At 59.4% G+C, this 7,761-nt stretch carries 6 protein-coding genes; 1 reads left to right on the top strand and 5 read right to left on the bottom strand.

The features are described 5' to 3' along the window. From BMX59_RS29895 to BMX59_RS29905, 3 genes are all read right to left on the bottom strand, one after another. Positions 1-448: ribonucleotide-diphosphate reductase subunit beta (locus BMX59_RS29895; RefSeq protein ID WP_175486730.1), on the bottom strand; the 448-nt coding region annotated here is incomplete at its 3' end. A gap of 186 nt (positions 449-634) precedes the next feature. Continuing rightward, positions 635-1,939: an ATP-binding protein gene (locus BMX59_RS29900; protein ID WP_071490715.1), complete on the bottom strand. Its 1,305-nt coding sequence runs from the start codon at positions 1,937-1,939 to the stop codon at positions 635-637. Next, a complete protein-coding gene (locus tag BMX59_RS29905) occupies positions 1,936-2,676 on the bottom strand; it encodes a response regulator (protein ID WP_093128579.1) in 741 nt (246 codons plus the stop codon). Before BMX59_RS29905 ends, BMX59_RS29900 begins: the two co-directional genes overlap by 4 nt. Before the next feature lie 405 nt (positions 2,677-3,081). Between BMX59_RS29905 and BMX59_RS29910 the strand changes: the two genes are divergently transcribed. Beyond that, positions 3,082-4,311, top strand: coding sequence for a M20/M25/M40 family metallo-hydrolase (locus BMX59_RS29910; protein WP_092250886.1), 1,230 nt, complete (start codon positions 3,082-3,084; stop codon positions 4,309-4,311). Positions 4,312-4,496: 185 nt separating this feature from the next. Here BMX59_RS29910 and BMX59_RS29915 read toward each other — a convergent pair whose 3' ends face one another. Then, on the bottom strand, positions 4,497-4,820 hold the full coding sequence (locus BMX59_RS29915) for a contact-dependent growth inhibition system immunity protein (RefSeq protein WP_093128584.1): 324 nt from the start codon (positions 4,818-4,820) through the stop codon (positions 4,497-4,499). Continuing rightward, positions 4,817-7,761, bottom strand: a 2,945-nt coding sequence (locus BMX59_RS29920; protein ID WP_139212946.1) for an RHS repeat-associated core domain-containing protein, incomplete at its 5' end; no start/stop codon positions are given. The genes BMX59_RS29920 and BMX59_RS29915, both read right to left, overlap by 4 nt.

Raw genomic sequence — 7,761 nt, forward strand, 5'->3', positions numbered from 1 at the left:
GGTTGCGCATGACGATGCGGCGTTCGTCGTCGGTCAGGCCTTCGGGGTTTTTCCACAGGGCGATGTCGGCGGTCATGTTGACCTCTTGCGGCATCCAGTGGTTGGCGCAGCCGTCGAGGTACTTCTGCCAGGCCCAGTCGTACTTGAACGGCACGAGTTGGTTGAGGTCGGCGCGGCAGTTGATCATGCGCTTTTCGTCAACGGCGACGCGGGCGGAGGCGCCTTCGAGTTCAGCGAGGCCTTCGGCGACGTCGAGTTTGTCCAGCGCAGCCTTGGCGCGGACGATGGCGGCGGAGTCGTTGGCGGTCACGTTACGGGCTTCCAGCGCAGCCGCGGCGCCGGCACCGTCGAGGCGGTCCATGTTGGCTTCGCTGGCGTGGCCGGCATTGGCGCCCTTGATCACCGCTGCACCGGTGTCTTCGTTGTCGACTTCATCCCAACTCAGCATGGAAATGCTCCTTCCTGGTATTCGAAAAATAAGTGTTTTTGCAGGCTTCAAGGCATTGAAATACTGCCCATAATGTGGTCGGTAAATACCGAGACCGCACACTATGTAGTGGTCTGATCTGTTTGTGGGCACACTATATGGTGTGTAACAAGACTGGTCAACGTGCAGCAATCACGTTGGCCTGCTTTAAAGGCTGATCTTGATCTGCGCGCACAACCCACCTTCCGGCCGGTTGCTCAACGTTAACGAGCCCCCGATCGCCACCACCAGTTGCTGGGCAATCGCCAGCCCCAGGCCGGTGCCGCCGGTGCCGCGGTTGCGTGAGCTTTCCACGCGGTAGAACGGCTGCATCACCTGCACCAGTTCGTCCTCGGCAATGCCCGGGCCGTTGTCGAGCACCTTGATCGACAGCTCGCCATCGGCGGTCGAACCGACCTCCAGTTGCGCGGCGCCGGCGAACTTGAGGGCGTTGTCCACCAGGTTCACCAGCACCCGGCGCAGGGCGTGAGGGCGGGTGTCGAGAACTACCGCGCTTTTGCCGCTGAGGCTCACCTGTTTGTGCATGTCCTGGTAGTCGAACACCAGGCTGTCAAGGAAGGCGTCGAGGTTGATGCGGTGGCTGGCTTCGGTGGCGCCGTGGACGCTGCGTGCGTAGGCCACGCCCTCGCGCACCAGGTGCTCCATCTCCCCGAGGTCGCTCCACAGTTTGTCGCGTTCGGCACAATCCTCCATGAATTCGGCGCGCAGTTTCATGCGGGTGATCGGGGTTTGCAGGTCATGGGAAATTGCCGCGAGGATCTGCATGCGTTCCTTCAGGTATTCGGCGATGCGTTGTTGCATGGCGTTGAACGCAACCGCGGCATGGGCTACTTCGGTGGGGCCTGTTTCGTCCAGCGGCGTGGGGTGAGCGTTAGGGTCCAGGGTCTCCACGGCGCGCGCCAGGCGGGTCAGCGGGCGGATGGCCAGGCGCACGGCGAACCAGGTGCAGCCCAGCAGCAGCGCCAGTTGCAGCACCAGCACCACCGGCAGCCAGTACGCGACGGGCAGCATGGAGGGGCGCACGTCGAGGGTGATCGGGTTGCCGTCGGCCAGGGTCAGGTGCGCCTGGAAGTGCTTCTGCATCCCAGGGATGTCGCGAAAGGTCAGCGCGTAGTGTTCACCCAATGCATCGGCAATCGAGGTGGCGGCCATGGGCACGTCGTCGCTGCGCATCGGCTCGCCAGTTTCGCCGGCGTTGAGCAGGTAGCGGTAGTTTTGCCGATCCAGGCGCGGCAGCCAGCTGGCGCGCTCGTCGGCGGGCAGCCGGTCGAGGATCGCCACCGAGGTGGCCACGTCGTTTTCCAGGTTCCCCAGCATGGCGGTGCGCGCGCTGATGTAGCGCTCATAGAACTGCGCGCTGAAGGACAAGCCATGGGCGCACACCAGGCTGATCAAGAAGATCAGCGACAACTGTGACGCCAGGGTACGCGGCCAGCCAAACCTTAAGGTCATTGCTCGGCCTCGAGGATTTCCACCGGCAGGGAGAACACGTAGCCCTCGCTGCGCACGGTCTTGATGTAGGCCGGTTCGCGGGCGTCGTCCAGCAGGCGTTGGCGCAGGCGACTCACCAGCAGGTCGATGGAACGGTCGAACAGATCGGCGTCGCGGCCCTGGGTCAGGTTGAGCAACTGGTCGCGGTTGAGCACGCGCTGGGGGTGATCGAGGAACACCCGCAGCAAGCGGTATTCGGCGCCGCTCAGGGCGACCAGGGTGTCGTCTTCGTCGAGCAGGTGGCGGGCGGTGGTGTCCAGGCGCCAACGGCCGAAACGGATCAGCCGCCCGGTCTCGCTGACCACCAGGTTCGGCGGCAGCATCCGCGTGCGGCGCAGCACCGCGTTGATGCGCGCCAGCAGCTCACGGGCGGCGAACGGTTTGACCAGGTAATCGTCCGCGCCCATTTCCAGGCCGATGATGCGGTCGGTTTCATCGTTGCGTGCGGTCAGCATCAACACCGGCGTGGCTTTGTGCTTGCCCACCCGCAGCTCGCGGCACAGCTGCAAACCGTCGTCGCCGGGCATCATGATGTCCAGCACGATCAGGTCCACCGGGGTGGTCTCGAGGAAGCTGCGCATCTGGCGGCCGTCGGCGACCACGGTGGTGCGCAAGCCGTTCTTCTTCAGGTAGTTGCCCACCAGTTCGCGGATTTCCCGGTCGTCATCGACGATCAGGATGTGATCGACATGATCCATGCTGCCTTCCTCGTTAAATGCTCGTTGGGACGCAGTCTAGCCACTGGCGCTGGCCTTGCCTTGTACCCTTTGTATTGCAGTGTATCTGGCGATAAGGAGATACATGACGAAGCAAAAAGGCTGGTGCGACAGGTTTTATCCCGCTGCATAGCCGATAAACGGTTATGTACTAATAAATTTCTAATATTTCTAGTGAATAGCCACGGCCTTGGCTGGAAGCGAGCAGGTTGCGCCCGCGCAGGCGGTCGAGGGCTTCGTTGAGGGTGCACTTGCTCATGCCCTCTGATGCAACGCATCACGGCTGCTCTGCTGCTGGGTGTGGCGGTGCGGTGCGCGAGGGTTGGTTGCGATCAGTCTGTGGGGTAGGGTGTCACGGCACCTTCCAACAAAAACAAGGATCGGTTCATGCTCTTCACCTTCCGCCGTACCCTCCTGGCCGCCACCCTGGCCGTGTCCTTCGCTGTGCCGGCCTACAGCGCCGAGCCCCATAAACAGATCCAGGCCCAATCCGAACACTACAAGGCCGACGCCCTGAAACTGCTGGAGCGCCTGGTAAATATCGACTCGGGCTCAGGTTATGAACCGGGCCTGACCCAAGTGCGCGACATCGCCGTGGATGAGCTGAAACAGCTGGGCTTTTCCATCGAGCTGGTGCCGGACAAAGCCGCCAACAACAGCCACGTGGTCGCCACCCTCAAGGGCACCGGCAAAGCCAGAATCCTGTTGATGGCCCATATGGACACCGTGTTCAAGGAAGGCTCGGCCGCCGAGCGCCCGTTCCACATCAAGGACGGCCGCGCCTATGGCCCCGGCGTGATGGATGACAAAGGCGGCATCGTCGCCGGCATCTACGCGCTCAAAGTCCTCAAGGACCAGGGCTTCAAGGACTACGCGCAAATCACCTTCCTGCTCGATGCCAGCGAAGAAACCGGCTCCGACGCCGCCTCCGAGCTGATCCGCCAAACCGCCAAGGCCCACGACGTCACCCTCAACCTCGAACCCGGGCGCCCGGCCGATGGCCTGGTGGTGTGGCGCAAAGGCAGCGCTACCGCCGTGGTCGAAGTCAAAGGCAAAGCCGCCCACGCCGGCGTCGCCCCGGAACTCGGCCGTAACGCCGCCATGGAAGCGGCGCACCAGATCCTGCAACTGGGCAAGCTGGGGGATGCAGAGAAGAAAACCACCATCAACTTCACCGTGATCAAGGCGGGCGACCGCACCAACGTCATTCCCGACCAGGCCACCGCCAAGGCCGACGTGCGCGCGGCATTGCCGGAAGAGTTTGACCGCATCGAGAAGGACCTGGCACGGGTGTCGGCCAACAAGCTGATCCCCGAGACCGAAGTGAAGACCAGCCTGCAGCGTGGGCTGCCACCGATGCCGCAGACGCCGGAGTCGGACAAGCTGGTGGCGATTGCCCAGGGGATTTATGGGGAGTTGGGCAAGACGTTGACGATTGAAGGCAGTGGCGGTGCGGCGGATGCCAGCTTGTCAGCCGGGGTAGGCACGCCGACGTTGGATGGGTTTGGGATTGTTGGCGGGAATATTCATACGCCGGAGGAGTATGCGGAGGTGGAGAGTGTGGTGCCGCGGGTTTATCTGTTGAGTCGGATGATTATGGAACTTTCGAAGCGGTGATTTTCTGCTGATTGACACCCTTTTGTGGTGAGCAGGCTTGCCCTGCGTTGGGCTGCGTAGCAGCCCCAAAACAGACAATGCTGGTTTATCAGAAAACACTCATCGCCTGGAGTGGGGCCGCTTCGCGGCCCAACGCGAGCAAGCTCGCTCGCCACATAAGCGGGTATCGCGTCCTTTGGCACCGGTTAGATTTTTTCATTTTTAATTTTGGGGGTTCTGTTTTTAAGTGTTGATACAACATGCCTCAACCAAGTTAGGCCGTCGGGCCATTCGCTGCGATAATAATAGTAGCAACCTATATCGCTGAATAAATAAGCTTCCAACTCTTGCTCTGTCTTTCCGCTGCGCATTAGCTTATCTAGTTCTGTTTGTACTTTTAATATCGTGTCTTCAGATGAGTCGGAGATGAAAAACTCAATAACATCGTCTGCTTTTTCGTGGTCGTCAACCCAGTCTTGATTGAAGTAACCAGCAAAAAACTGTTGTAGTTCGGGATAGTCTTGGTTCATGGGTTTGGAAATCCAGTATGAATTCGGTAACCAGTATGCATGTTAGGGGCTTTACGGATTATCAGGTAAATTTCCTTTCCCGAAACGGCTGATGTGCTGTTCTTTTTGAAACTTGTACCTACGGGATGTTTGGTTTTTTGAATGATGACGATTTGATTGTTTTTCCCTTTTAAAAAATTATCGATTTTGGCTTTGTTTTCATCCAGTACGGTCGATATTTCCCGCTCTGCTGTTGCTCTGTCATGGAAGGTTGAGGCGGCTGGGATGTGTGGCTCTTGCTTTAAACGTTCCAATAATTGTTTGTCGCTTCTACCTATGTGTTTTTCCATTAAATGTCCTCCTGCTTTCTCATGTGCAGTTAAACCCCCTCCTGGAACTATTACGCTATATGGACCTTCAGGACAGTTTCCATTCGTACAGCTTAGACCTAAGGGATCTATCCATCCCGTCGGATTGGGCACGTACTGGTAAGCATTGATCCCACCCGCCAGCTTCACCGGGTCCGGCGTGATGTAGCGACCAACATCCGGATTGTAGTAGCGATGGCGGTTGTAGTGCAGCCCGCTTTCCTGATCGAAATACTGACCCTGGAAACGCAGCGGATTGTCGACTTTTCCTATATCGAGGCGGGTTATTTCGCCGTAGGCGCGGTAGTGCGCCGACCAGACGATTTCGCCGTCTTGGGCGGTGAGTTCCTGCGGCGTGCCGAGGTGGTCGAGTTGGTAGTGGTAGGGCTTGGTTTCCTTGGGGCCGAAGCCTTCCAGCAAGGCTAGCGGACGGAAGCTGTCGGGTTCGTAGAGATAGCTGCGATGCCGATCCGCATGGTGTTCGGCAATCAGTTTGTCGCCTTGCCAGAAAAACTCAGTGGTTACATCGTCGACGGTTTTGCTGATGCGGCGACCAAACGGGTCGTAGCGATAGCTGGCGGTCTGGCCGTTAGGTTTTTTAATACCGATCAGACGATGCTGGCAGTCGTAGCGGTATTCGGTGACGAGTTGATGGCCCTTGCCGCGTCGTTCGCGAATCAGGTTGCCGAAGGCGTCGTAGTCGTAATGATGGTCGCCCTGGATCATCAGGCGATTGCCGGCGACGATGTCGGGGCCGGGGCGGTTTTGCATGAGCAGGTTGCCGGCGGGGTCGTGGCCGAAGCGTTCCTGATCGGCTTGGGTGTGGTCGGCGCGGGTGAGGCGGTTGAGTGGGTCGTAGTGGTAGCGGTGTTCGCCCTTGCGAGTGTCGAGCAGGCGGGTGAGGTTGCCGGTTTTGTCGTAGTCGTAATGACGGCGATAGACCGGGCCTTCGGCGTCTTTGATGCTCTGGTTGAACAGGCGGCCTTGGTGGTCGTGTTGGTAGTGGCTGAACAGTTGGCCTTGTTGGCGTTGCTGTTCGCGACCGGCCTTGAACAGGTGTGAGGTGAGTACTGCGCCATTCAGTTCGACGGTGGCGAGGTGGCCGCCTTTGTCGTGATTGAAGGTGAGGCGGTTGTTGTCCGGCAGGCGCAGGTTTTGCAGGTGGCCGCAGGCGTCGTAGCCGTAGCGCAGGGTGCCCCAGCCTTGGTGTTCGGCGGTGAGGCGGTTTTGGCTGTCGTACTCGTAGGCCAGGGACCAGTGGCCGTCTTCGACGCTGAGGAGATTGCCCTGGCGGTCGTAGGTGTAATCGACGGTATTGCCATCGGGCAGGGTTTTTCTGATCAGGCGTCCGGCATGATCGCGCTCGTAACGGGTAACCAACTGACTGCCGTCATCGCCGTGTTCGGTCTTTTCCTGAAGGTTGCCGTTGAGGTCGTATACGTACGCCGTGCGCTGACCGTCAAAGCCAATTTCCTGCTGGATCAGGCCGCTGTTGTGGTACTGGAGCCGGTAGGTCTCGCCCACCTCGTTTTCGATCTCGGTCAGCAGTAACCGCGCGTTGTCGTAGCGGTACTTGACCTGGGTGCCATCGGCATTGATGCGGCGGCTGATCAGGTGCAGGCCGTCGGCGTATTCGTAGCGGGTGACGCGCCCCTGTTCATCGCGTTCGGAAGTGATTTTTCCGTAAGCGTTGTAGGTATATTTACGCGTGTCGCCGCTCGGCAAGACGACCTGGACTAACCGCCCAACGTCGTCCCACTGATACTGGGTCAGCGCGCCATGCTCATCCTCACGCGCAATCTGCCGCCCAAGATCGTCATAGCGATAACGCTTGATCCCACCATTCGGCAACTGCTCCTCAAGCAACTGCCCACGCTCGTTCCACACCAGCCGCTGACAGCTGTGATCCGGGTACCAAAACCCAACCAGTTGCCCGTATTTGTTGTAGCTGTAGTCAGTCACATGACCATCAGGATCGGTCTTGCGCGTTACATCGCCCTGATCGTTGCGCTCATACTTCCAAACCGCCTGACCCCGCCTTACAACCCGTACGAAGCCGTTATCATGCTCGTAGGTCGTCGGCTCATCGTCCCCCGGAAACACCGCCACCAAGCGCCCGGCTTCGTCGTACTGATACGCCGTGATCGCCCCGAGCGGGTCCTGCTCAACCGTCAGCCGACCCCGGTCATCGTAGGAGTTGAAATGCTCAGCCCCATCAGGATCAACCCGCTGCACCAGCCGCGCCCGCTGGTCATGCACGTAGACTTCCTGACTGCCATCGGCGTTAAACACCGTGACCTGGCCGTTGTCATCCCAGGCATAACGCGTGTCCATCTGCGAGAAACTGGCCCAATGCCGAACACAACGCGCCGCCTTGCCAGACCGTTCCCACTCCCAGAAGAAACTCGCCCCACCGGCCAAACCGCGTTCAAGGATGACGTGCTGTTCGTCGTAGCGATAAACCTCGCTTTCACCGACGGCATTGGTCACTGAAACCAGTCGTCCCAAGTCGTCATAGGCGTAGGAAACAACCGTCTGCTCCGTCACCCACACAAACGGACCGTCATCCACAACGCGATGAATCTGGTAATCCA

The organism is Pseudomonas sp. NFR09 (assembly GCF_900111535.1).
Classification (GTDB): domain Bacteria; phylum Pseudomonadota; class Gammaproteobacteria; order Pseudomonadales; family Pseudomonadaceae; genus Aquipseudomonas; species Aquipseudomonas extremorientalis.